The organism is Paenibacillus sp. G2S3 (assembly GCF_030123105.1).
Lineage (GTDB): Bacteria > Bacillota > Bacilli > Paenibacillales > Paenibacillaceae > Paenibacillus_AQ.
This window is the reverse complement of record NZ_CP126095.1, coordinates 6,189,400-6,213,668: the sequence shown is the minus strand read 5'-3', so window position 1 is coordinate 6,213,668 and position 24,269 is coordinate 6,189,400. Positions and strand designations below refer to the sequence as shown.

Genomic DNA, 24,269 nt, shown 5'->3' with positions numbered 1-24,269 from the left:
AAGAGATGGGAGAGTTACGTTGAAATGAATGAAGTTTTCATGGAGAAGAAGAGTAACGAGGTTGTACGGGGAATAAGATCATCTTCCACTAAAAAGTGGATTGCTGCTTCATTGGCTGGTGTGTTATGGATTATGCCGGTAATCGGCAGTGAAGGTATGATGCTGTTTGGTCAGGGGTCTGCACCAATCGCAGCTGCAGCCACAGCTCCTTTTAAAGTAAGTAAGCTGGGAGAAGAAGTGATTACTTCGGGCGCCATTATGATGAAATATAAATATACTACTACACGTTCTGGGGCGAGTGCTTCTGGGCTTGCAGATGTCATTCGAGTAGATCTTAACAATCCATATGTTTCTTTAGATGTGATGACCGGTAAAGGTGGAAACCTGACTACACGGCAAAGTACTGGTGGCATGGCTAAAGAAACTGGAGCCGTAGCTGCTGTAAATGGCGATTATTTTAATACAGGCGGTGAGGGTGCTCCGATCGGTGGTCAAGTGTCAGGTGGAGTCATGGTGTCTACTCCTTCACAATTGGATGGAATGTATGCCTTTGCAGTGACAAAAGATCGCAAACCTATTATTGACGAGTACAGCTTCGAGGGGATGGTAACCGCACCAGATGGCGCACAGTTTGAGATCTCCGGTATCAATAAAGGTGCTTATAGTCCTGAAGGCGGAAGCTCTACATATAGCCATGCTAATGCTATGTATATCTACACAGATGTATGGACTGCACTCGACCGTCCTAAAAATAGCTCTACCACTCCAACAGAGGTACTTGTTGAGAATGGTGTAGTTACTCAAATCTCAGAAAATGCTGCACTTTCTATGGCGGTTCCAAAGGGAGCTTATATTTTGCGGGCACATGGCTTAGCCGCACGATATGTTACTGCCCATTTGACGGTAGGACAACCTGTAACAAGTGTGTATTCCCTGAAATCCAAGACTACACAGCAATCGCTTGATCCTGCAAATCTGCAAACGATGATCGGTGGACATACGATTCTAGTAAATAACGGAAAAGCAGCAACATTCTCGCGTTCAACTAGTAGTATTGGGGGTTATCGTGCACGTACGGCTTTAGGATATTCTCAGGATGGACGTTATGTATATATCATAGCTGCTGAGAAAAATGGCAATAGTTCAGGGATGTCTCTGACCGAATTGCAATCATTTATGACGAATATTGGAGTCTGGAAAGGTCTTAATCTCGATGGAGGTGGCTCTACAACGATGGTAGACCGTCCTCTTGGGGAAACCTCGACTACACTCACTTTTAATACAGAGTATGGCACAGAGCAACGCAGCATCGTTAACGGGCTTGGTGTCTACACCAGCGCACCTCAAGGTCAAGTGAAAGGAATTAAAATAAGCGGAAGTTCCGCACTGCTGGTTGGACAAAAGGCAACGTATTCTTTAAAAGGCTATGACACTTACTATAACCCTATTGATGTAGCAGCAGGTAATCCTACTTGGGTATCAAGCGGCGGAAGCGCAACGGTAAGTGCAGGAGAAGTAACGGCAGTGAAGCCAGGTACTGTCACTTTGACTGCTAAAAGCGGCGTGGCAAGCGCCTCTACAACCGTTACAGTTCTGGGTGGAGAAGATCTATCCAGTATGAGTGTAGGTACAGCTACAGCGCCGCTGACAGTCGGAACGACTGTGTCCGTCCCTGTTACGGCAGCTACGAAGAGTGGAGCAACTATTAATGTTCCGGATTCAGCCCTGAAGTGGGAGTTTGTAGGCTTTAAGGGAGCTGTGAAAGATGGCAGGCTTACTGTAAACGCTGTGGATGCAGGGGTTACTACAGGTTACGCTATTGCTCGTTATGATGGATTTAGTGCAGTGGTTGTATTATCGACTGCAGCAGCTACAACATGGGAAGATTTCGAGAAGGTAAGCTATCCAATCGACTTTACTACCAATGTTCCAGCGGTACAAGGTACTGCGACAATAGTGGATGGAACGGCTGAAAGAGTAGGCTCCAAGGTGCTGTCACTCAGTTATGATATGACGGCAGGAAGCGGAAAAATGTATGCTTATGCTCAGCTTAATGGTACAAGCGGAAAAACAGTTCCAGCGCTTGCAACTTCGATGTCGGTTGATGTGATGGGCGATATGAGCTTGAACTGGTTGCGTGCTGAATTTGTAGACAACAGTGGAGCTACAGCTTATGTGGATCTTGCTAAGATTATCGATTGGAACGGCTGGAAGAACATTAACATTGATTTGTCAGGCTCAGGCATCAAATTCCCAGCTACGCTGAAGAGACTCTATGTAGTCAACGTAGAGGAAGGCCAAGATGAACGTGCGAAGACGGGTACAGTTGCCGTTGATAATATCAAGTTTACAATGCCATCGCTTTCTAGTGATGCAGGCTTACCGAAAGGTACGGCTTCCATGAGCATTGGCTCGAAGGCAATGACTGTAAACGGAAATAAGAAAGCTATTGATGTAGCTCCAATTGTAAAAGACGGCAGTACTTATGTGCCAATTCGGTATGTACTCGATGCTTTTGGAGGCAGCGCTACTTGGGATCAGGTGAATAAGAAGATCATGGTATTACGCGGAGCCAAGGCACTGGATCTTACCGTAAATAAAAAAGAATATCTGCTGAACGGTAAACGTCAGAGTGCTGAAGTAGCACCTATTATTTTGCAAGGTAGGACTTTAGTACCGTTAAGACTAGTTTCTGAACAGCTAGGATTAACTGTAAAATGGGAACAGAAAACGAAGACCGTAACTATCGAATCGTGATATGTTAATATAAAGGAAAACCTTTAAAATGATTCGATAGAAAAGGGGCAAGCATCCGTGGAATTTCAAACCGATGCGATTGATCGCGTGATTAAAAATACCATCGACGTGATGGAGAGCAGCAAGTATCAGATTTTTGAAATATTGCAGGTTGCGCGTGATGAACTTGCTGCACTCAACAAAGAACTGCAGCGGGTCATGGACGAAACGGATGAGACATTGAAAAAAGTAGACAAGCTGGAGCTGCAGTATCACCGCTCCAGAATCCGGCTGACAGAGGTCAGCCGGGACTTTGTCCGCTACTCGGAGAAGGATATCCGTATTGCCTATGAGAAGGCTACGGAGCTACAGCTCGAACTCATGATGACGCGTGAGAGAGAGGTCTATCTTCGATCAAGACGTGATGAATTACAAATGCGAGTACGTAGTGTCGAAAATTCTGTAGAGCGTGCAGAGTCAATTGGTTCGCAAATGAGCGTAGTGCTCGAATATTTGTCGGGAGAACTAGGTCAAGTGACGAGAATTGTCGAATCTGCGAAGAACAGACAGATGATAGGACTCAAAATAATCCTGGCTCAAGAAGAAGAACGGAAGAGAATTGCCCGGGAAATTCATGATGGTCCTGCTCAAATGCTGGCGAATCTAGTCCTTAGGACGGAAATTGTAGAAAGAATGCTGGTAAAGCAGGAATTTGGGTTGGTGCAGGACGAAGTAGTAGATTTGAAAGGGCAGGTTCGATACAGCCTGGAAGAAATGCGTAAGGTCATCTTTAATTTACGACCGATGGCTCTCGATGATTTGGGATTAATTCCGACTTTGCGGAAATATGTGCATGATTTTGAGGAGAAGACGAAGCTGAGGACGACCTTGGAAACCAGAGGTCAGGAACATCGACTATCTTCGGCTATGGAGGCAGCGGTATACCGACTTGTCCAGGAAGCTCTGTCTAATGCAGCTAAACATGCCTACCCGAGTTTCGTATTGGTAGAGATTACTTACCAAGCGCAGTTAATTAAGATTGTGATTAAGGATAATGGATTAGGTTTTAATGTGCAAAAATTAAAGAATCCGCAGGGCAATCGTGAAAGCTTCGGGCTAGTAGGTATGCGGGAACGTGTAGAGCTGCTTGAAGGTAGAATGGAAATCATTTCAGCCGAGAATCAGGGGACAACAATCGTGATCCACATTCCGACGAACGTGGAGAAAGGGAAGGAGTAATGTGATGGAGAACTTAAACTCTACTAAAACGCCCATTAAAGTTCTTTTGGCGGATGATCATCAGCTTTTTCGTGAAGGGCTGAAACGTATTTTGAATATGGAGGAGGATATCGAAGTCATCGGTGAATGTGGTGACGGTATCCAAGTATTAGAGTTCTGTAACGGAACTAAGCCAGACATCGTACTTATGGATATTAATATGCCTATTGAGAATGGCGTGGAGGCCACTCAAAAGCTGCGGGAAATGTTCCCGGAGGTTAAGGTTATTATTTTATCGATTCATGATGATGAGAGTTATGTGTTTGAAACCCTTCGTAAGGGTGCCAATGGTTATTTATTGAAGGATATGGAGGCTGAATCTCTTATTAATGCGATCCGTTCGGTCTGTGAGGGACACGCATTTATCCATCCAAAGGTTACCGGAAAGCTAATCAATCAATTGCGGCGTATGACTTATCTTAATGAGACTGGAGTAGCTGCGGATACAGTAGTGAAAGAAGCTGGTGTTAAATTTGTAGCTGGTGATAACAATCCTCTAACACGTCGTGAAGCAGAAGTACTACGGCTAATGGCGGAAGGTAAGAGTAACAAAATGATCGGTGAGTATTTATTTATTAGTGAAAAAACGGTCAAAAACCATGTTAGCAGTATTTTGCAAAAAATGGAAGTGGATGATCGTACGCAAGCAGTAATCAACTCGATCAAGTATGGTTGGGTTACTTTATAAAAATTTTTACAGATTTACGGTACATATAGGAATGAAATCAAGGAGAGCTCAGCTTGTTTCTTTAAAATATAAGAAAGTATAAGTTTTACACCATACTTTATGTCTTATATTTCTCGCTTAAACGCTTACCGTCCTTACAAGGACGCCGAAGGCGTTTATGCTTGATAGGAACGCTGGGCAGTCACCGACCTTTTAAAGCCGGCATATAGTGTTGGTATACAGAGGAGGTGCATCTCCATGGTAGCCCAGTTGATATGGATTGCGGCTGTTTATGTATCCGCTGCAGTGATTATTCATATGCTGCATAATCGGCAGAAGGTGCGGCAGACACCGCAGTCCGTGAAATGGATTCATTATATTTTGATTACCCGCAATCATGCATCTGTTGTGGAATGGTACATTCGGGCGCTGACATTTCAAGCTTTTTTAACCGGAAAACGATTTCGAGTAACGTTCATGGATGATGGCTCGAGCGATGGAACCCTTGGAATTGTTTCCAGGCTGGCCGATAGTGGCTGCTCTATCGATCTTGCAACATCTATGTACACCTTTCAGGTGAGTGAAGAAGAGTTGGGGCAACAAGGGATTGTGGTAGACTTGCGGTTGTCAGGGCAGTCTGTTTCGTTGCCTTTTATGGGGATGGCAGGAAGTAGGGGATGCGAATCAAAGCGCGACAGATCTTAAGTGAATATGTGAGTAACGGGTGAAGCACACTCTCCAAGAAATGGAGGAGTGTGCTTTTTGCGTTAGAGGCTGGGAAAGTGGTGTGGGCAAGAGTGATTAATGGTGAGACTTAAGGAGGCCGATTTTATGCGAGCTGCTGTATATGCCTTGGAATGTAGGGGGATCTGGAGTGTTTGGATTTCTTTAGATCTTACAGTAGATAGATGGTGGTGGTCTGGCGCTGGGCTGGAGAGTCAAGGTAGAGGCTTAGTAACGGAGGACAAGCTGGTTTTATTATCTCCTGCGCTGCCGCTGGGGTGGGCGGTGAAGCTGCGCGATTGTTTTAAACAAAGAGATGGGATGAGGAACTGGGGGGCTAAAGAGTGGAGACAATATATGAGTGGGGTCCTCGAGCCTGAGTTGAAGGAGGAGAGGGGAGCAGGAGGAAAAGGCGAGGAAGAGTGGCTTAGTGAGAGGGTGTCGCTATGGCGGGCTTATGAATCAGGTTGGATGATAGAACAGGGTAAGAAGAACAATGATTGCAGAAGTTACAGTAGAGGGAATGATCTCGATTATGCTTTACTGGAATCGGAGGCAGAACAACTATCGTGGGCTGTGGCCGGCCGCTCTTTACTGCAGCCGGAAATAGAAACGCTGCTGGCAGAGAGGTTGCCAGAGCTGACAGGTCGTTGGCGCCAGGCGGCACAACTGGCGTATCTACAGGGGCGGCTGGAGTTGACAGCCGCCATAGGTTGTGATGCCCCGGCTGCGCACGGGGCAAGGGCCCGCCAGCTCCCTGCTGGTGCTGGCGCTCTGGCGCGTGCGGCGGCTAAGCTGCCGCACTTGTTGTTGCGCGGCGCTGTCGCCCGCCGCGCGGTTTCGCGCTGCCTGCGCTGCGGCAGCGCTCCCACCGGCCGCACGGCATGCGCCACGTGCGGCCTTATGGGCTGCGCCTATTGCGAGGCCTGCCTCGCAATTGGGCGCAGCCGGGCTTACGCGCTGCTGCTGCGCAGCGCAGCGCTTCCGGCCGTGCGATGCACGGCCGCCCTTGATCCCACCGCGGCCGCAGGCCGGTGGGGGTTAAGCCAGCGCAGGCGGGAGCCGCTGGCGCTGCGCTGGGTTTTCTGGCGGAGCGGCGTGAGCGCTCCGCCAATTCATACCCAGAGCGGTTTCTGCTCTGGGCAGTAACGGGAGCCGGGAAGACAGAGATGATCTTCCCGCTCCTAGAGGCCGTGCTCGCCGCCGGTGGGCGGGCGCTCGTAGCAACGCCGCGCCGCGACGTCGTACTCGAGCTCGCTCCGCGGCTAGCAAAAGCTTTCCCGGCGGAGACTCTCGCCGTGCTTTATGGCGGCAGCGCAGAACGCTGGGTGAGTGGTCGCTTAACGCTCGCGACCACCCATCAGCTGCTGCGCTTCCATCGAGGCTTTGATCTCGTAATCATTGACGAGCTGGACGCATTTCCCTACCACAATGATCCTATGTTGGCTTATGCCGCAGAGCAAGCCTGTAAGGTAGATGGCTCTTTTATCTACTTATCAGCCACACCACCGCAAGAAATGCAGCGGTTGGTACGCTCAGGTAGACTTTCACATGCAAGAGTACCTGTCCGCTTCCATGGTCATCCCTTGCCTGTGCCGCAGCATCTGACCATGACATCCATTCAAACATGCCTAAAGCGTGGAAATATACCTAGATCTCTCATACATACGCTTCGTAGGTCGCTCGAGCGCGAGGCGCAAATCTTTTGTTTTGTGTCGCGTATTGCACATATTGAAGGATTACTGGTTCTGCTTCGTCGGAGCTTTCCAGGCGTAGTTATCGAGGGTACTTCCTCCAAAGATTCCTTCCGGGCAGAGAAGGTAACTGCTTTTCGCGACCGGGCTATCTCCCTATTAGTAACGACTACGATTCTGGAACGAGGAGTTACAGTCCCACGCAGCGATGTATTTATTTTGGATGCGGATAGCAATCTTTTTGACGAAGCCTCCTTGGTTCAGATGGCTGGACGTGCCGGGCGATCTAAGGATGATCCTGCTGGGCGTGTTCTATTTGCCTCTCCCCAGTGGACCCGATCACAGCGAGGAGCGATCTCCCAGATCCGTACTATGAACATCATCGCTCGCCGTAAAGGATACATTAGCAAGGAGGCGCCGAGATGAGCTCCCTGTTCTCATGGTTAACCAAATCTCGGGCACTCTTGTCCCCTTCCGTAACTCCATGCTTAACCTGCGGCAAGCGTAATCCTGGATCTTCACAATTTCCTGGAGTTTGCAGAATATGCGTAGAATCCATTCCTTGGATACGTTCCCCTCGTTGCATGAAATGTGGTCGGCATGTGGGCTGTCCTGACTGTACCCGCAGTAGTGAACCGTCACCGATTATTTGTAATCGAAGTGCAGTGGCTTACACTAGTGTTATGCGAGAATGGTTGGGTCAGTATAAATATCGCGGGAATGAACGGTATGCCCCTTTACTAGGCCTCATGCTGGATAGAGCCTATCTAACCCTAAAAAAAGAGAAGCAGAGCGCTCTTTTATCCCGAAAACCATTCATCATCTATCGTTCTTGGTCTGCTGATTTGTTAGTGCCAGTGCCTGTCAGTGATTCCCGGCTAATGGAGCGAGGATTTAATCAAGCGGAAAGATTGGCTGATGTGCTATCTAGATGTAGGAAGATTCCACAGCTTCCGCTGCTGATCCGCACACATCATACGGGAAAACAGAGCTTTAAGAGCCGAGCGGAACGACTAGCGGATATGAAGCACGCTTTTGCGGAGAATCCGGCAGTAACAACACAATTTGCGGATTGGATGAATAGTGAGGTATCTCTAATTCGTCCTCTTCGGATTATTATTGTTGATGATATTTATACAACGGGCAGTACCATTCGTGCGTGCGCTGAGATCATACAACAAATGGGTTCAAATTATGGTTATGCGGTAGAGCTGTATAGCCTAACTTGGGCACGTTCCTAAGGAGAGCGAAATGCATGATTGTGAACAGTCCATTCACTTTTTGAAGAGATCCATGCCCGTAATAGCGTTTCTTCCGTCCCATAGACGAATTCTTTGCAATCATGTAATCTAGGAGCATAAGGATATTATGCGTTGTACAGAATGTACGGAGAGGAGCGGCTGCTTGTTATGAATCTAGACAATTGTCCAAGGTGCGGCCGGTTGTTTGTTAAGAATCTTATGGGGTTGTGCCAGCCCTGCATCAAAGAGCTGGAGCATGATTATGAGATCTGCGTAGATTATTTGCGGGAAAACAAAGGAACCAACATTCAAGAGCTGTCCGATGCTACGGGAATTTCGATTAAGGAGATCACCCGCTTTATTCGAGAGGGCCGGATATCTATAGCAAATGCTCCTAATATGATGTATCCCTGCGAGGTGTGTGGAACGCTGATTCGCGATGGGCATATGTGTGATACCTGCCGTACTCGGCTCAGGAAGGATCTCACCAATGCTGCAAAGGAAAGTGCTGCTGAGGATACTACTAAAAAGACAACAGACGGTGCATATCGTGCCATAGACAAATTGCGTGGCCTATAAAATCTGCAAAAAAACGTTTGCAGCTATAAAGTATGTTTCAGTCTACGCCGATAAACTTAGTAAAGATTATCGGCTTTTTTATATTAGAAGGAAGGTGAAGTTATGAAAATTAACGAGACCGGACGAATTAACGCGATTAATCCGTATCAACGCAGCGCGGATGCGCAAAGGCAGGAACAAATGAAGAAAAGTTCACGCAAGGATGAGGTTTCGATCTCTGATGAAGCAATTCAGCTCTTGCAAGCACAGAATTCTGGTAATGATGCTGAACGTGCACTTAAGATCGACAGTTTGAAGCAACAGGTCTCCGCAGGTACCTATCAAGTAGATGCAGCTAAGCTAGCAGAGAAACTCGCCCCTTACTTTAAGCAATCCTCCGAGAATTAGGTGAAACCATCCATGGCATTGACGACATTAATAGAACTATTGGAGCGGCTGGACGAAGTGCATAACCAAATGCTAGAGCTGGCCGCTGAGAAAAAACAGACGATTATGGACAACAAGGTGGATGCATTAATCGACATCCTGAACCGTGAGTCCAAGCTAATGAAACTAATTGGACAGCTCGAGGAACAGCGAATCGCGGCAGCATATACCGTTTTGCAAGGCGTAGGTATTCGTTCCAACCTGAACCTGAACCTAACTGAGCTGTCCAGACTTATATTTGACCCTGAAGACAAGGCACGACTGCTGCATATTCAGCAGAAGCTTTCTGGCACTTTGTACCGCTTGAAAGAAGCAAATGAGCTTAATCAGAAGCTGATAGAACAGTCGCTTACTTTTATAGATTATTCTTTGGATCTGCTGGTCGGAAGACCGAATCAGGATATCACATATCATCGTCCGTCCGACAAAGGCAATGGCGTGAATCGGTCGGGGATTTTTGATGCACGAGGCTAGAATTGTACTGATGAAGTGTTCTCTCAGAGCAGAACATAAGGAGGAGTAAGCAGCATGACATCCACATTTCACTCGATAGAGACGGCGAGACGCAGCCTTTTTACTCAGACCGCAGCTCTTAATACGACTGGACACAATATCGCAAATGCGAATACCGAGGGTTATACTCGTCAACGTGTAAATATGAAGGCTGCTTTACCTATTGAAGCGTACGGATTTAATAAATCTACCGTTCCCGGTCAAATGGGCACAGGGGTGGAATTCTCATCTATCGATCGGATTCGGGAAATGTTTCTGGATGATCAGTACCGTGGTGAGAATTCTGCATTTGGGAACTGGAAGCTTCAAGCAGATACCCTCTCTAAACTAGAAGCGATTGTTAATGAACCATCGGATACAGGTATTCGTACGGTGCTGGACAACTTCTGGAAATCATGGTCTGACCTTAGTAAAAACCCTGAGGATCCTACTGCTCGTAAGATTGTAGTGCAAACTGCACAATCTTTGACCGATGCCATGAATTATATGAGCACGCAATTAGATAATCTTGATCGGGATCTAACTACTAATATTGACGTTAAAGCAAAAGAGGCTCAGGGCTACCTGACCGCTATCGCAGATCTGAATAAATCGATTTATAAGATTGAGGGTATGGGCGATCAGGCGAATGATTTACGCGATCAACGCGATCTGATGGCGGACAAGCTATCCAAAATTGCTAATATTACCGTTGTGGAAACGGAAGCTGGTTATAACGTTTCTCTGGGTGGACAGCCACTGGTAGAGGGCGGAGAAGTTACTGCAAACGTAGATAGTGCATTTCTTAATAATGCTTATGCCGCTGGCACTTTGAAGGGCGGCGAAGCTTACGGAATGATTTTCTCCAAAAATACTTATGTTACCGACTACAAGAAACAACTCAACGATATGGCTAGTACGATTGCTACTGGTGACGTTGAAATTACAATACCGGCTGGTTCCAATCTTCCTGAAGGTACCGTGTTAACTAATGATGCCAAGATTAAGCAAGCGGATGGAACCGTAGTTACTTTGGCCGCTGGTCAAGCAATGCCTAAGGGAGCAACGATGTATGAGGACGCTAAGACCATTGTCAAAGGCTTGAACGGACTTCACAAGTTAGGTTATGCGATGGATGGAAGCGCTGGTCGTGATTTCTTTGTAACCTCTGGTGATGCTGGAACGATCAAGTTGAATCCGGAAATTGCTGCGGATGTAAGTTTATTCGCAACCTCACTGCGTACAACTGTTGATGCTGATGGTAAAACGCAGGTTGTTAAAGGAAATAACACCTTGGCTCTTTTATTGACGAACCTCAAGGATAGTAAATTCACTACGCCAGACGGTAAAGTTAGCAATACTGTGGGTGGGCTTCTAGGCTCTATGGTTGGTCAGCTCGGTATTCAATCGCAGGAGGCAGCGCGTCAAACTGATAACTCAGATTATCTGGTAGAGCAGGTTAACTCCCGTCGTCAATCAGTCAGTGGTGTTTCACTGGATGAAGAAATGTCGAATATGCTCGTGTTCCAGCATGCTTATAGTGCTGCTGCGCGTTTTATGACTACTTTTGATGAACTGCTCGACAAATTGATTAATTCCACCGGCACAGTCGGCAGATAAAAGGAGATATAGCGTATGTTGAGAGTAACCTCTAACATGATGAATTCACAGCTTCTGCTTAACCTAAACCGTAATGCTCGTACGATGAACGACACACAGTTACAGCTTTCAAGCGGACGAAAAATTAACAAGCCTTCCGATGATCCGGTTGGGATTACGTATTCCCTTCGCTATCGTGCGGAGCTTTCATCTAACGAGCAATATACAAAGAATGTAGATAGCGCTCTTTCATGGCTGGATTATAATGATACAGTTCTAGGGCAGGCCGGAGATGTTGTACAGAAGATTCGTGAACTATCCGTACAGGCTGCGACAGGGACTAATCCACAATCTGCGCTCGATAGTATTAATGAAGAATTGATGCAGCTTAAAGAGCAGCTTGTCGATATCGCTAATAGTACACTGAACGGGAAATATATTTTTAATGGTGAGCAATACACTAGCAAACCTTATGATTTTTCTAAAGGTGCAGATGGTACATATGATGTATCTAAGCCGATTACTACGGATAACGGGCAGATTCAGTTTATTGTAGGTGAAGGTGTACGTATGCCAATCAGTACAACTGGTAATGACGTATTCGGTAATACCGGCGATGCAGATAATTTGTTTGCGATCATTAATCAATTATCAAGTGCTTTGAAGTCCGGAGATTCCTCAGGAATATCGGCGCAGCTCGCTTCAATTGATACAAGGGTGGAAAAAATTCTGACGGCCCGCTCTGAAATAGGGGCTAAAACTAATCGTGTTGAATTGATGCAAGATCGACTTAGTGATTTGAATGTAAACTTAACGGATCTTCAAGCCAAGACAGAAGATGCCGATTACGAAGGTTTGATTATGAATTCGAAGATTCAAGAAAATATCTATAATGCCTCCTTATCTGTGGGTGCAAAGATTATTTCCACAACTCTCGTGGATTTTATAAGATAACGGAGGTGGTTCCCGTTGCTTCAGCCGATATTGCAAATCCGTCAGACGCCTGCTGTGATTGGTATTGATGCTGATCCGGGCACATATTCAATCACTCAGCCTAAAGCTGAGGTTAATATAACGACCACTCCGGGTGAATTAACGGTTCAATCCAATAGACCTGAGCTTACTATTGATCAGTCCCGTGTTTGGGAGGCTTTTAACGGAGGAAAAATGATGGATATGAACAAACGGATTTATTCTGGTATTCAACAGTTATATCTTCAGGGAATTGCCAGAAAGGTCGAGCAAGGGAATCGGATGGCACAGTTTTTTAGACCTGGCAATACGATAGCAGAAGTATACGGAGTAGACACCGAACCACAATCCTTTCCGGAGACCTGTGGTCCAGCATCGTATGATAATGTGGATATTCACTTTGAAACGAGAGCCCCACAAATTCATTTTCGAGCTGCAGTAGTGGATATTCAGGTCGAGAGACATAATCCGGAGATTGAATATACCCGTGGCAAGTTTAAGGTTTATATGCAGCAATACGCTTCGATTCAGTTTATTCCACCAGAATTGAATGTTCAATTATAGCTTTTTAAGCTATAGATGTGCCAGAAAGCGCCTCTATAGCTTTTGTGCTTTATAAAATGTATTAGGATTTCGTTAATGGTTAGTTTTGCGCTGCGAAACTTTTGAGGAGTGAATAAAATGATTATAGAAACGCTATCTTGGGGCAAACTGGAATTAGATGAAGAGCAATTGTATCATTTCCCCAAAGGATTACCCGGCTTTGATGAAGAAACAGACTTTGCTTTGATCACGATGGATGAGACACCTTTTTGGTATCTACAGTCAATTAAAAGTAAAGGATTATCTTTTCTGCTAGGTGATCCATTTGTTTTTTATCCGTCCTATGAGTTTGAGTTACCGGATGATGAAGCTGAAGAACTAGGTATAGACAATGAGGTTATCGTTCGTTGTGTTATTACGCTGAAGGAACAAACCGAGCAGTCCACGATTAATCTTCTTGCTCCTATTGTATTGAATCCTGTAGGACATACTGGCAAACAAATCGTGCTGCATAAGACACCTTATCATACGAAGCATAGCCTACTGCAAGAGCAGCCGGTTATTGATGGAAAGGATGGTGGATGATATGCTCGTACTTTCCCGCAAAAAAGGAGAGTCCATTGTCATCCAAGATCAGATCGAGCTGACAATCTTAAGCGTGGATGGTGACATAGTAAAGGTTGGTATTTCTGCACCCAAGCATGTTGATATTTTTCGTAAAGAGGTATACCTCTCGATCCAAGAGGCTAACCGAGAGTCTGTTGCTCCACAGCAGTCTGATCTAAATACACTGATCCATCTACTTAGTGGTGTAAATAAGAAAGAATAATTTACATATTACCCACAAATAATCCATAACCTGGTACTGCTAATTGCAGACTCGGTTTTTTTATTTTATTTTGGAGAAAATTTAACCGAAAAATTTCAAAAAACTTCGAATTGCTCTAAACAGTTGGGCACATACGGTCGATATATGTATTAGACGCTGACCCGGCAGGGCGGCCGACCTTAATGGATCGGCGTTTACCACATGGATGTGGAACTAACTTAATTTCAGGGAGGAAATATCAAATGATTATTAACCACAACGTACCGGCGCTAAATACTCACCGTCAATTGTCTATTAATACTGCTAACACTAGTAAAAATATCGAGAAATTGTCTTCAGGTCTTCGCATCAACCGTGCAGGTGATGATGCAGCTGGTCTGGCAATCTCCGAAAAAATGCGTGGCCAAATCCGCGGTTTGGATCAAGCTTCCCGTAATGCTCAAGATGGTATCTCTTTGATTCAAACAGCTGAAGGCGCATTGAACGAAACTCACAGCATTCTTCAACGTATGCGTGAACTTTCCGTTCAATCTTCCACTGCAACTAATACTGCTGATGATCGGGCATCACTGGATAAAGAATTCCAACAATTGAAATCAGAAGTAACTCGTATTGCTGACCAAACAGAATTTAATACCCAGACTCTGTTAAAAGGTGGGCTTGGAGCAACAGCTACTGCAGGCGCTGATATCGTTGCAGGAAAAGGTGTAACTAATTTCAATGCTGGTGGTTCAGGTGTAGGAGATATTGTTCTCAAAAGCGCTGCTGGAACTGCTGCTGGCACGGTTAAAATTACTGCCTCGTTTACAGATGCTGCTGGTAACTCGGTAACTCAAGAATTAGATGATGTTGCTATTCCTACTGGAGCAAACTCGAGTACTATCAACTTCGACAAACTGGGATTCTCATTTACAGCGAATTCCTCCCTTGCAGCTGGTAGCTTTGGCGGGAACCCTGCTAGTACAGTATCAGTAGCTGCATCTGCTACTAAATTCCAAATTGGTGCTAATGCTAACCAAACCATTGAAGTTTCTATTGGTAATATGGATGCAACGGCCCTCGGTGTTGCTGGAAACGATATCTTGACTGCTGATAAAGCACAGACATCTATCACATCGTTGGATAATGCAATTAAAAGTGTTTCCGAAGCTAGAGCTAACTTGGGATCTGTCCAAAATCGCTTGGAGCATACTATTAACAACTTGGGAACATCTTCTGAAAACCTTACAGCCGCTGAGTCCCGTGTGCGTGACGTAGATATGGCTAAAGAAATGATGGAGCAGACTAAAAACAATATTCTTGCTCAAGCAGCTCAAGCAATGCTTGCTCAAGCTAATCAACAGCCACAAGGTGTGCTGCAATTGCTTCGTTAATCTTAAAGAATTTAAAGAGATCCTAGTCTATCTAGGATCTCTTTTGTTTGTATAGGAACTATGGAGTATAAGGAGACTTTATATTACAGTATATACTCATATGAAGTTGGTTTAATAATAAAAAAGCCTTCCTGCGGAGAGGCTTTTTTATTATTAAACCAATTACATGGACGATTGGTATTTTATAATAATCTTTTTTAGTTGAAGCAAGGTGTGGATGTCTTGCAAGCTTTTAAGTAGATAATGGCAAAGTCTATCACGGTTCAACGTAAAGTGTCAGAAAAACCACTAGTGGATTTCTATTTTATCTTAGGTAAGTCCTAAATTATCCCTGAAAAAAACCGATATATAATGTATAAAATGAGCGTCGTTGGAGGTCAGGGTTTATGAATGTACAGTTTTCCCTGTCTGCTAGTTCTGTAATGAGAGGACAGAGCAGACCTGATGTAACGTCTGGTACTGAACAAGTGAAATCCGATAGTAAAGCAGCCGTTATTCGGGATGCTAAGGAAATGAGTTTGAAAGAGAAGCAAGGTGTAAACGTTTCAGTTGCCGAGGAACAACTCATTCGAACCATTGAACGAGCAGTGAAATCTCTACAAGGACCCCAGACCACGCTAGAAATTAGCATCCACGAAAAAACACATGATATTATGGTCAAGGTACTCAATAAAGATACTGGTGAACTTATTCGTGAAGTTCCTCCAGAGAAAACTCTGGATCTTGTAGCAAAAATGATGGAAATTGCAGGTATACTCATAGACGAGAAAATCTAGAAATAAAGAGGTGCTATAATGGTTACAAGAATAAATGGGTTCTCAGGGATGGATATTGATAGCTTAGTCAAGAATATGATGACGGCTAAGAAAGTCCCCTTGAACAAACTATATCAACAGAAGGAAATATTAAATTGGACTAGAGATAGTTATCGTGAAATCAGTAGTAAACTTTATGATTTTCGAATTAATAAGTTGACAGATAAATACAATGTTTCATCTGCATTAAATGCAAATAAGGCGGTTGTCACAGGTAACACCAGTGCAGTAAAAGCCGAAGCGACAGCCAATGCAAATGGAATAGATATGGAAGTCACAGTTAACCAATTAGCAACAAGTACAACCCTAGAGACAATTGGAGTTGGATTAAATAAGACTAGTAAAACTACATTGGCAGAATTGGTAACAGGTAAAAAGTATGATGATCTTACTGATTCGGAAAAGGAAAAAAATTACACTTTGAATATTAATGGAGTCACGTTTAGTACTAAGGATAAGGATGGGAATATACAATCCTTATTCAACGGCACTACTTCCATTGGTACTTTAGTTTCAACAATTAATGCAAATAGCGAAGCTAATGTGAATGCTAGCTTTGATGAAATCACCGGACAGCTCATTATTCGCTCCAAGGCACTTGGCGCTCCGATCGATGGCAGTACAAGTAAGGATGGTAAAATAGAGTTGGGTTCGGAAAATTCTATCCTTACTGAAGTTTTTAAAGGCGTTAAGCCTTTAAAGCCAGGAGTTGATGCGATTGTCAAAATTAATGGTTCAGATGAGATAAAACAAAAGAGCAATACCTTCACTATAAACGGTATACAGCTTACATTGCTGGCGGAGACTGGGACAAATGGAACAACAAAAATTAGTAGTCAATCGGATCCGGATAAAGCTATAGAGACAATTAAGAGCTTTGTGGAAGATTATAATAGTCTACTGAAATTATTAAACTCAAAAGTAAGTGAAGCCAAGTATAGCGACTATACTCCTTTGACGGAAGAACAAAAGAAGGAAATGAAGGAAAGTGAGATTCTGACTTGGACACAAAAGGCTCAAAGCGGTCTTTTGAAAAATGATGATATCTTAACATCTACAATATCCTCTATGCGCATGATTATCACTGAAAATCTAGGTAAATTAAGTGACATGGGTATTACAACTGGTACTTATACAGAGGGAGGAAAGCTTATTTTAGATGAGAAAAAACTAAAACAGGCACTTATTAATAATCCTCAGAGTGTTATAGATTTGTTCCAAGGTCCTGCAAGTGCACCGAACGAGGGTCTGTTCGATAAATTGGGCGATCAATTAGCTATACCTTTGGAGAGTATTTCAAAGCGTGCAGGAACAAATAAATTTACCGCAGATCTGACTAGTACTTTTAAAGAAGAAAGTGTTATGGGAAAGAAACTTAAAGAATATAATTCGCGCATAGCTACTATGCTAACGAATTTAAATAATGCCGAAACACGCTACTACAAGCAGTTTTCAGCCATGGAAACGGCAATGAACAAGTTACAGTCACAGTCAAACAGTCTCTTCTCCACTTCCAGTTAAAGATAATTATAAAATAGAGGGTGACATTATTGATAACATCTCCTTATGACAAGTATCGCCAATCTTCTGTCAAAACCTCAACGCCTGCGCAGTTGGTAGTCATGCTTTACGATGGGGCTATTCGTTTCGTAAGAACAGCGATGGATGGTCTCAGCAAACAGGACTATGAGAAGACAAATCTTAATTTTGGCAAAGCTCAAACGATTATAAGTGAATTAATGAGTACATTGGACTACTCGTATGAGGTATCTAGTAATCTGTATTCACTTTATGAATATACAAATTATCTTTTAATTGAGGCTAACATCCGCAAGAGCGCAGAAAAAGCGGAAGAGGCTATCGGCTACCTTACAGAACTTCGGGAAACTTGGCTACAGGCATCTAAAATCGCTGCAGGCCAAGGACAGGCTGAAAGTGCTCATGGATGAGTTAATTCAGAGCCTGAGAGAACTGACCTTAGGCATTACGGACAGACTCGATGAGACTACCTATGAGGAGTTAGAACTTTTTGTCGAGGATCGTCAGGAGCTTGTCGACTCAATTGCAGAACAAGCCGGAATTTGTAAGTCGACACATGCACAAAAACAAGAAATTAATCGAATTTTGGAATACGACAATGTGATCTTAGACAGAATGAACGCGCTTCGTTTGGAAGCCCAAGACTGGCTGCAGAAACGCAATCAGGCCAAGGTACAGCGCAGCGCCTACGAGGCCGCGTACACCCCAGATAGCTTTCTAATGGATCGCAGAAAATAAATGATTTCAGTGTTTCACTATAGGAGTAGACGGGTATCAAATACCGTCTACTCTTTTTTAATCGTTACGCCGCAGTTATTTCTTGATTATGGAAAATAAACTGTCCTATTTTACGTGGTAAATTATTGCATGTAAACATTTACTTTTCCAATTGACAATGAAGAAGTTACGGTGGTATAGTCGATTTGTGAGCAAGACTCACGTTCATCTGATGACGAAGGGAATGTTTAATCAATGGAAGGTAAAGTAAAATGGTTTAACGCAGAAAAAGGTTATGGTTTTATCGAGACTGCAGACGGTGGCGACGTATTCGTACACTTTTCCGCGATTCAAACTGATGGTTTTAAGACTTTGGATGAAGGCCAATCCGTAGAGTTCGATATCGTTGAAGGTGCACGCGGACCACAAGCAGCTAACGTAATCAAATTATAATCATACGGCTAAGCCGACCTACATATAAGTAGATGGTTAGCAATTTAGACAGCGCTAGCAAGGATCTTGGGAATTCTCCCAAGGTCCTTTTTTTGTGTGCTTGGAGCCCCCGCAAAGTACCTGAGTATGCATCGAAGTAAAGCTCCACTTTGTGGGGATATTTTGTGCACTCATAAGCCTCTATCAAGGCAGTTAATAGAAAGAAAATAGCGTACTTTGTAAATTTATAATATGGAAAATGTTAGAACTCTTCTAAATGTGGGTAATAGGTATACGTTGAGCTGTTTATCTTACCTCGACGCACACTATGTTAGCCTAGGCCAATACTCCGAGAAGAGATCCATATAGCCTACGCTATCAAAACTTTTAGGAGGATGATTAGCAGGATGAAAAAGAAGTTGCGTGGTCTTATGACCGGAGTTTTAGGAGTTAGTATGTTATTAGGATCTCTTGGCAGCGTATCTGCCGCCTCCGTACCTAAGGATATTCAAGGTCACTGGGCCCAAGCTCAGCTACAGGAATGGCTAGATAGTGGATACCTTGGAGGATACCCAGACGGTACAGTTAAACCAAACAAGGCAATTACACGTGGAGAGTATGTGACTCTAGTAAATCGCCTGTTCGGTTTTAAAGAAAAAGCCACTGTAAACTTTAAAGATATGAAAAGCACGAACTGGAACTACAGTGAAGTGGCTAAAGCTGTGGAAGCTGGTTATATCGGAGGATACGAGGACAATACGTTCCGTCCTAATAGTCCGCTCACAAGACAAGAGGCAGCAGTAATGGCTGCGAAATTACTTAAATTGAGCACCAATAGCACTACTAGCAAATTTAAAGACAATGCACAAATTGCAGCATGGGCAAAAGGTGCAGTAGCCGCTGCAGCGGATAAAAAGATTATTAACGGTTATCCGGATGGAACCTTCGGTCCTAAGAAATCGTTAACACGTGCAGAGGCTGTAGGTATCATCAATACCTCAGTCATCTATTACCCAGGTAGCGGCACAGGTGGTGGAGTAATTCCTACCCCAACGCCAACGGCTACTCCGACACCAACAGCTACCCCTACCCCAACAGCTACTCCAGGTGGTAGTACGGGTGGTGGAAGTGGTGGTGGATCTGGCGGCGATAACGGAAGTGTCACAACACCAACCGTAAGTGGGGCAACCTATGGTAACGTTGGTTCGGTAACAGCCGATGTATACCTGACATCTTCCGTAACGGGCTCAGTGTACTATGTTGTAGCTCCTTATACTGCTAACGTAACTGCACCGAGTGCATTGCAGGTGGAAAAAGGACAGCTGAGTGACGGAACTGCAAGCGAACATCATGGTAGCACTGCTACTGTAGAAAATACGAGAGTTACCTTCTCGGTTTACGGATTGAATCCTGGTACGGAGTATGCAACTTATATTGCGGTAGCCGATGCTTCGGGTAAACTATCTGATGTTACAACCGTTCGTTTAACTACCGCCCAGGCAACTGCTAGCTCAGTTACACTTTTTGAACCTGGAAATGTAGGTACAGTTACAGCAGATGTATATATTAAGTATGGTGCGACAAGTGGTGATACAGCTCCTGTAAGATATGTAGTATTGCCGGCAAATGATAAAGCACCTAGTGCAGCACAGATTGCTGCGGGGCAGGATAGTACAGGTGCTGCATTGAACGCTCCGTGGACTGGTACACCTACGATTACTCCAGGCGTAAAACATACGCAACCGTTGAATGGATTGACAGCCAATACTGCCTATAAGGTATACCTTGTTACAGGATCAGGTACACAATTGTCACCTGTAGAAATCATTCAAATCCATACCAAGTAACTTGAACTTATACTGTTTCAGTTAGGGAATATAAGAATGGAATTCGTACTATAATAACGACAGGTTTACTTTTGGTCCGGTGAGGCGAATAGTTGCTCTTGCCGGACTTGTTTTATTTGTGAACACTAGGACAATATTTGTTATCTAATTGTAAGGGCTGTAAGGAATTACTTTTTACTTAGGCTTAACAATTTGGTATAATGAAGGTGTAACTAAAGGAGGAGTGGCCATGCAATTCACCATTCGAGGTCAACAAATTGACGTGACCGACGCTTTGAGAGAGTATGTTGATAAGAAGCTCAGCAAACTTGAGAAGTATTTCGAAGCACCCCCTACCTCTGAAGGGTCTGTGACGCTTGGCGTAGTTCGCGGCCTTCATACGGTGGAAGTAACCATTCCGCTTGCTGGCGTGACGCTTCGTGCGGAAGACCGCAGCGATGACATGTATGCTTCCATAGATGCCGTTGTGGACAAGCTGGAACGTCAAATTCGCAAACACAAAACGAAGATCAATCGTAAGTTCCGTCAAGAGGGACTGAAGACGCTGTTTGTGGATGGAGCTAGTACCGCTGTTGCTGTAGAAGAACAAGATTATGATGATTTAGAAGTTGTGCGGAACAAACGCTTTACGATGAAGCCGATGGATGTGGAAGAAGCAATTCTTCAAATGAACATGGTAGGACATAATTTCTTTGTGTTTTCCAATATCGACACCTCGGAAGTAAGCGTAGTTTACAAACGTGATGATGGTAAATATGGACTGATTGAACAGGGCTAAGATACAATGATGCCAGTTATGCTCTAAGTATAAAGGGCCTCGAGAGTTAGTCAGAACCTAAGAAATTTAAACCGAGCCCCTATTCGCTTGCAGCGAATAGGGCTCTTGTGCGTATAAGCGACTATATTTGAAAAATGTGGCTGATACACCTTGTATTGCGGCATCTCTTACAAACTGTTACAATTTATGAAGCAGCGGAATCGAATTTATAAATGGCCCTTTCAATTTTGTGAGGATGGGCTCGGTTCCACCATCTGTGTTGCATGAAAGGGGTTAACCATGCTAGGACTTGTAAAGAAAATATTCGGAGACACCAACGATCGTGACGTTAAACGTCTCATGAAGACAGTCGATGTAATTAATGGATTGGAACCGGAATTTGTAAAGCTATCTGATGAAGAATTACAAGCTAAGACAGCAGAATTCCGTGCCCGTATTGAAAAAGGCGAAACTTTGGAAGAAATTCTTCCCGAAGCATTTGCTACCGTACGTGAAGCTTCCAAGCGGACACTTGGTATGCGGCATTTTGATGTGCAGTTGATTGGTGGTATGGCTCTGCATGAAGGCCGAATCTCCGAGATGAAGACTGGTGAAGGTAAGACACTAGTAGGTACATTGCCAGTGTATTTGAATGCTTTGCTAAGTAAAGGCGTACACGTAGTAACGGTCAATGACTATTTGGCTCAGCGCGACAGCGCACAAATGGCACAAATCTATAACTTCCTGGGCATGACGGTTGGGGTTAACCTGAGCGGTATGGACCATGCTGATAAACAAGCTGCTTATGCCTGCGATATTACGTATGGCACGAACAACGAATTTGGTTTCGATTATTTGCGTGACAACATGGTGCTTTATAAAGAGCAAATGGTTCAGCGCCCTCTGTACTTCTGTATTATTGATGAAGTGGACTCTATTCTTATTGATGAAGCACGTACACCGCTTATTATTTCCGGACAAGCTGAGAAGTCTACAGAATTGTATTTTTCAGCAGACCGTTTCGTGAAAAAGCTTAAGGCTGAAGAAGACTACACGGTTGATATTAAAGTGAAGTCTGTTGCCTTGACTGAGAAAGGTGTAGCTACTGCTGAGCGCGCTTTTGGTATTGAGAACTTGTATGATCACAGTCATGTAACCTTGAATCACCATATCGTCCAAGCCCTAAAAGCAAACGTAATTATGCGTCGTGACGTAGACTACGTTGTAAACGAGGGTGAGGTCGTTATTGTTGATGAATTTACAGGACGTCTAATGTCAGGTCGTCGCTATAGCGATGGGTTGCACCAAGCGATTGAAGCGAAGGAAGAAATCGAAGTACAGAATGAGAGTATGACTCTTGCAACGATCACATTCCAGAACTACTTCCGTATGTATCGTAAACTCGGTGGTATGACAGGTACAGCGAAGACTGAAGAAGAAGAATTTAAGAAGATTTATGGTCTTGAAGTTCTTCAGGTTCCTACCAATAAGCCGAACAAGCGTGATGATATGCCGGATGTTGTCTACAAGAGTGAGAACGGTAAGTTCAAAGCTGTTGTTGAAGAAATTGTAGAACGTCACAAAAAGAACCAGCCTGTATTGGTTGGTACAGTGTCGATCGAGAATTCAGAGCTCGTATCTGAAATGCTGAAGCGCAAAGGCGTTAGACACCAAGTGCTTAACGCGAAGCACCATGCTGCAGAAGCGGAAATCATTACCCATGCAGGTCAGCCAGGTACAGTTACGATTGCTACCAACATGGCTGGACGTGGTACGGACATCGTTCTGGGTGAAGGTGTGACAGATCTTGGAGGTCTGCATATCATTGGTACAGAGCGTCATGAATCGCGCCGAATTGATAACCAGCTGCGGGGTCGTGCGGGTCGTCAAGGTGACCCTGGTTCTACACAGTTCTACTTGTCGCTTGGTGATGAGCTTATGAAGCGTTTTGGCGCTGACAACGTTCTGACTATGATGGATCGTCTCGGATTCGAGGAAGATCAGCCGATTGAGAGCCGGATGATCACACGTGCTGTAGAATCTGCTCAGAAACGTGTTGAAGGCAATAACTTTGATATCCGTAAAGTCGTATTGCAATATGATGACGTGATGAATCAACAGCGTGAAATTATTTATAAACAACGCCGTGAGATTCTGGAGTCTGACAATATTAAAGATATCGTGCTTGAAATGATCAAGCCAGTAATTGAGCGTATCGTTCTTGCACACTGTAGCGATGATATTCCTGAGAACTGGGAACTGCAAGAAGTTGCTGATTACGTAAATAGCAAGCTGCTTGAAGAAGGTGCTTTGACCCGTGATATTCTATGGGGCAAGGAAGCAGAGGAGATCATCGAGTTTATTTTCGAACGTGTGCTTGAGAAATATGCTGCACGTGAAGAGCGTCTCGGCTCAGAACTCGTACGTGAATTCGAGAAGGTAATCGTGCTTCGTTCCGTAGACAGCAAATGGATGGATCATATTGATGCAATGGATCAATTGCGACAAGGGATTCACTTGCGTGCTTACGGTGGTACGGATCCACTTCGCGAGTATCAATTCGAAGGCTTTGAGATGTTTAATACTATGACTGCTACGATTCAAGAAGAAGTAGCTACTTATATTATGAAGGCTCACATCGAGGCGAATCAGGAACGTCAATCCGTTATTGATGAAGACAAGATCTCTACAAACAGCGAACCTGTTGAGAAACGCCCGGTTCATGTTGAGGCTGTGACTGGCCGTAACGATCTTTGCCCTTGCGGAAGCGGCAAGAAGTACAAGAATTGCCACGGTCAAAACGCATAAGACAAACGTTTAGTAACGCTCATATTCAGGTGTTGAAGATGTAAGTCTTTAACCCTGATCTCTATGGGTATACTAACCATAAGGAGCGGCTGGGCCCGGGGGTATCCCCCGTTTACGGCCCAGTCGCTTTTTTGGATATTTAGTATTCGAGCGAATGAGGAATGGAGAGAAGGTTTGGAACTGGAGAAGCGTAGCGCTCGCC

At 44.3% G+C, this 24,269-nt stretch carries 23 protein-coding genes; all 23 read left to right on the top strand.

Features of this window, described 5'->3' with window-relative positions; genetic code table 11:
- Window positions 1-24 precede the first annotated feature (24 nt).
- A complete protein-coding gene (locus tag QNH28_RS27540) occupies window positions 25-2,757 on the top strand; it encodes a stalk domain-containing protein (protein WP_283909325.1) in 2,733 nt (910 codons plus the stop codon).
- 57 nt (window positions 2,758-2,814) lie between these two features.
- A complete protein-coding gene (locus QNH28_RS27535; RefSeq protein WP_283909324.1) occupies window positions 2,815-3,975 on the top strand; it encodes a sensor histidine kinase in 1,161 nt (386 codons plus the stop codon).
- 4 nt (window positions 3,976-3,979) lie between these two features.
- Window positions 3,980-4,702 carry a response regulator gene (locus tag QNH28_RS27530; protein ID WP_042131342.1) on the top strand — a complete coding sequence of 241 codons (723 nt, stop codon included), beginning with the start codon at window positions 3,980-3,982 and terminating at the stop codon, window positions 4,700-4,702.
- A 237-nt stretch (window positions 4,703-4,939) separates the two neighbouring features.
- Window positions 4,940-5,386 carry a glycosyltransferase family A protein gene (locus tag QNH28_RS27525; protein WP_283909323.1) on the top strand — a complete coding sequence of 149 codons (447 nt, stop codon included), beginning with the start codon at window positions 4,940-4,942 and terminating at the stop codon, window positions 5,384-5,386.
- A gap of 1,052 nt (window positions 5,387-6,438) precedes the next feature.
- Entirely contained in the window at window positions 6,439-7,524 is a 1,086-nt protein-coding gene (locus QNH28_RS29695) for a helicase-related protein (RefSeq protein ID WP_349655022.1), read from the top strand.
- Window positions 7,521-8,339 carry a ComFC family protein gene (locus QNH28_RS27515; protein ID WP_283909322.1) on the top strand — a complete coding sequence of 273 codons (819 nt, stop codon included), beginning with the start codon at window positions 7,521-7,523 and terminating at the stop codon, window positions 8,337-8,339. The genes QNH28_RS29695 and QNH28_RS27515 overlap by 4 nt, the downstream gene beginning before the upstream one ends.
- A gap of 168 nt (window positions 8,340-8,507) precedes the next feature.
- Entirely contained in the window at window positions 8,508-8,918 is a 411-nt protein-coding gene (locus QNH28_RS27510; RefSeq protein ID WP_283909321.1) for a TIGR03826 family flagellar region protein, read from the top strand.
- A gap of 102 nt (window positions 8,919-9,020) precedes the next feature.
- Window positions 9,021-9,305: a flagellar biosynthesis anti-sigma factor FlgM gene (flgM, locus tag QNH28_RS27505; RefSeq protein WP_042131340.1), complete on the top strand. Its 285-nt coding sequence runs from the start codon at window positions 9,021-9,023 to the stop codon at window positions 9,303-9,305.
- 12 nt (window positions 9,306-9,317) lie between these two features.
- A complete protein-coding gene (locus QNH28_RS27500) occupies window positions 9,318-9,818 on the top strand; it encodes a flagellar protein FlgN (RefSeq protein ID WP_283909320.1) in 501 nt (166 codons plus the stop codon).
- Window positions 9,819-9,872: 54 nt separating this feature from the next.
- Window positions 9,873-11,456 (top strand): flagellar hook-associated protein FlgK, encoded by a 1,584-nt coding sequence (gene flgK, locus QNH28_RS27495; protein WP_283909319.1) that lies wholly within the window; start codon window positions 9,873-9,875, stop codon window positions 11,454-11,456.
- Between the two features lie 15 nt (window positions 11,457-11,471).
- Window positions 11,472-12,389 carry a flagellar hook-associated protein FlgL gene (gene flgL, locus QNH28_RS27490; protein ID WP_283909318.1) on the top strand — a complete coding sequence of 306 codons (918 nt, stop codon included), beginning with the start codon at window positions 11,472-11,474 and terminating at the stop codon, window positions 12,387-12,389.
- A gap of 15 nt (window positions 12,390-12,404) precedes the next feature.
- Window positions 12,405-12,971 (top strand): DUF6470 family protein, encoded by a 567-nt coding sequence (locus QNH28_RS27485; protein ID WP_283909317.1) that lies wholly within the window; start codon window positions 12,405-12,407, stop codon window positions 12,969-12,971.
- Between the two features lie 117 nt (window positions 12,972-13,088).
- A complete protein-coding gene (gene fliW / locus QNH28_RS27480; protein WP_283909316.1) occupies window positions 13,089-13,535 on the top strand; it encodes a flagellar assembly protein FliW in 447 nt (148 codons plus the stop codon).
- Window position 13,536: 1 nt separating this feature from the next.
- Window positions 13,537-13,779: a carbon storage regulator CsrA gene (gene csrA, locus QNH28_RS27475; protein ID WP_283912280.1), complete on the top strand. Its 243-nt coding sequence runs from the start codon at window positions 13,537-13,539 to the stop codon at window positions 13,777-13,779.
- A gap of 242 nt (window positions 13,780-14,021) precedes the next feature.
- Window positions 14,022-15,152 (top strand): flagellin N-terminal helical domain-containing protein, encoded by a 1,131-nt coding sequence (locus QNH28_RS27470; RefSeq protein ID WP_283909315.1) that lies wholly within the window; start codon window positions 14,022-14,024, stop codon window positions 15,150-15,152.
- 386 nt (window positions 15,153-15,538) lie between these two features.
- On the top strand, window positions 15,539-15,928 hold the full coding sequence (locus tag QNH28_RS27465) for a flagellar protein FlaG (RefSeq protein WP_283909314.1): 390 nt from the start codon (window positions 15,539-15,541) through the stop codon (window positions 15,926-15,928).
- Window positions 15,929-15,946: 18 nt separating this feature from the next.
- Window positions 15,947-17,488 (top strand): flagellar filament capping protein FliD, encoded by a 1,542-nt coding sequence (gene fliD / locus QNH28_RS27460; RefSeq protein ID WP_283909313.1) that lies wholly within the window; start codon window positions 15,947-15,949, stop codon window positions 17,486-17,488.
- 29 nt (window positions 17,489-17,517) lie between these two features.
- The gene (gene fliS, locus QNH28_RS27455) at window positions 17,518-17,916 is read left to right on the top strand and encodes a flagellar export chaperone FliS (RefSeq protein WP_283909312.1); all 399 of its coding nucleotides are present in this window, start codon (window positions 17,518-17,520) and stop codon (window positions 17,914-17,916) included.
- Window positions 17,909-18,244 carry a flagellar protein FliT gene (fliT, locus tag QNH28_RS27450; protein ID WP_283909311.1) on the top strand — a complete coding sequence of 112 codons (336 nt, stop codon included), beginning with the start codon at window positions 17,909-17,911 and terminating at the stop codon, window positions 18,242-18,244. Before fliS ends, fliT begins: the two co-directional genes overlap by 8 nt.
- Window positions 18,245-18,478: 234 nt before the next feature.
- Complete coding sequence (locus tag QNH28_RS27445; protein ID WP_019915069.1) at window positions 18,479-18,676, top strand: cold shock domain-containing protein; 198 nt, start codon at window positions 18,479-18,481, stop codon at window positions 18,674-18,676.
- A 386-nt stretch (window positions 18,677-19,062) separates the two neighbouring features.
- Window positions 19,063-20,502, top strand: coding sequence for an S-layer homology domain-containing protein (locus QNH28_RS27440; RefSeq protein WP_283909310.1), 1,440 nt, complete (start codon window positions 19,063-19,065; stop codon window positions 20,500-20,502).
- A gap of 229 nt (window positions 20,503-20,731) precedes the next feature.
- Window positions 20,732-21,280 (top strand): ribosome hibernation-promoting factor, HPF/YfiA family, encoded by a 549-nt coding sequence (gene hpf, locus QNH28_RS27435; protein ID WP_042131328.1) that lies wholly within the window; start codon window positions 20,732-20,734, stop codon window positions 21,278-21,280.
- A gap of 279 nt (window positions 21,281-21,559) precedes the next feature.
- Window positions 21,560-24,067, top strand: a complete 2,508-nt coding sequence (gene secA, locus QNH28_RS27430; RefSeq protein WP_283909309.1) for a preprotein translocase subunit SecA — start codon at window positions 21,560-21,562, stop codon at window positions 24,065-24,067.
- The last annotated feature ends 202 nt before the right edge of the window (window positions 24,068-24,269 follow it).